This window comes from Azospirillum sp. UFLA03-27 (assembly GCF_059803775.1).
In genome coordinates this window covers 1-1,307 of record NZ_JAUQTX010000498.1, presented here as the reverse complement: position 1 = coordinate 1,307, position 1,307 = coordinate 1, and the positions used below count along the sequence as shown (strand labels likewise).

The following is a 1,307-nucleotide window of genomic DNA, read 5'->3' as shown; positions in this document are numbered from 1 at the left end:
CAGCCCTCCCCCGCTGGGCAGGGGAGGGAGCTTGAGCCTTCTGCGATTGTCCCCTCCCCCGCCCAGCGGGGGAGGGTTAGGGTGGGGGCACCAATGACTACCGCTTCCCCACCACCCGCGGGTCCAGCGCGTCCTGCAGCCCGTCGCCCAGCAGGTTGACGGCAATCACCGTCAGGAAGATCAACAGCCCCGGCCACACCGCCAGCAGGGGCGCCGTTCCCACCAATTCCTGCGCGTTGGTCAGCATGTTGCCCCAGGAGGGCAGCGGCGGCTGGATGCCCAGCCCGAGGAAGCTCAGCACCGACTCCAGCAGGATCACGTTGCCGACCGTCAGCGTCGTCGCCACCACGGCGGGGGCGGCGACGTTCGGCAGGATGTGGGCCAGCATGATGCGGCGGCTGCCCGCCCCCATCGCCACCGCCGCCCGCACATAGTCGCGCCGCCGCGCCGACAGGGTGGCCCCGCGCACCAGCCGCGCCACCGTCGTCCAGCCGAACAGCGCCACCAGCACGACGATGCGCAGCAGGCTGGCGTCCTCCGATCCCGCCACCTCCGGCGGGATGCCCAGCCGCGTCAGGTCGATGGCGCCCAGCACGATCAGCAGCGGCAGCAGCGGCAGCGCGATCAGCCCGTCGGTAACCCGCATCAGCAGATCGTCGAGCCGCCCGCCGAAATAGCCGGCCAGCAGCCCGATCCCCGTGCCGATGACGGCGGAGGCCAGCGCCGCCGCCACGCCCACGAACAGCGACACCCGCCCGCCGTAGAGCAGCCGCACCAGAACGTCGCGCCCCAGTTCGTCCGTGCCCAGCGGGTGCAGGGCCGAGGGCGGGCCGAAGCGGTCGAGCAGGCTGATGCCCGTCGACTCCACCCCCAACCAATGTTCCACCCAGGGTGCGGCGGCCGCCGCGACGGCCAGGACGAGCAGCAGCAGGGCGCTGACCACGGCCAGCCGGTGGCGGGCGAAGCGCCGCAGGAAACGCCCCGCCCTCACGCCCCGTCCCCCTTGAAGGAGATGCGCGGGTCCAGTCCGGCGTAGGCGGCGTCGGCCAGCAGGTTGCCGGCCAGCGTGGTCAGCGTGGCGAACAGCAGCGCCACCAGCGCCACGTTCAGGTCGTTGCCCATGATGCTGTCGTAGATCAGCTTGCCCATGCCCGGCCAGGCGAACATCGTCTCGGTCACCAGCGCGCCGGAGAAGAGGGCGCCGAACTCCAGCGCCACGATGGTCACGATGGGGATGGTCGCGTTGCGCAGCGCGTGGCGCCAGACCTGTCTCTTATACACATCTGACGCTGCCGACGATTATACGC

Annotated in this window: 2 protein-coding genes; both read right to left on the bottom strand. The window is 71.3% G+C overall.

Annotation, left to right across the window (positions count from 1 at the left end; all coding sequences use genetic code 11):
- Positions 1–97: 97 nt before the first annotated feature.
- Positions 98–991, bottom strand: coding sequence for an ABC transporter permease (locus Q4I23_RS32695; protein WP_498529003.1), 894 nt, complete (start codon positions 989–991; stop codon positions 98–100).
- Positions 988–1,281, bottom strand: coding sequence for an ABC transporter permease subunit (locus Q4I23_RS32690; protein WP_498529002.1), 294 nt, complete (start codon positions 1,279–1,281; stop codon positions 988–990). The genes Q4I23_RS32695 and Q4I23_RS32690 overlap by 4 nt, the downstream gene beginning before the upstream one ends.
- Positions 1,282–1,307: the final 26 nt, after the last annotated feature.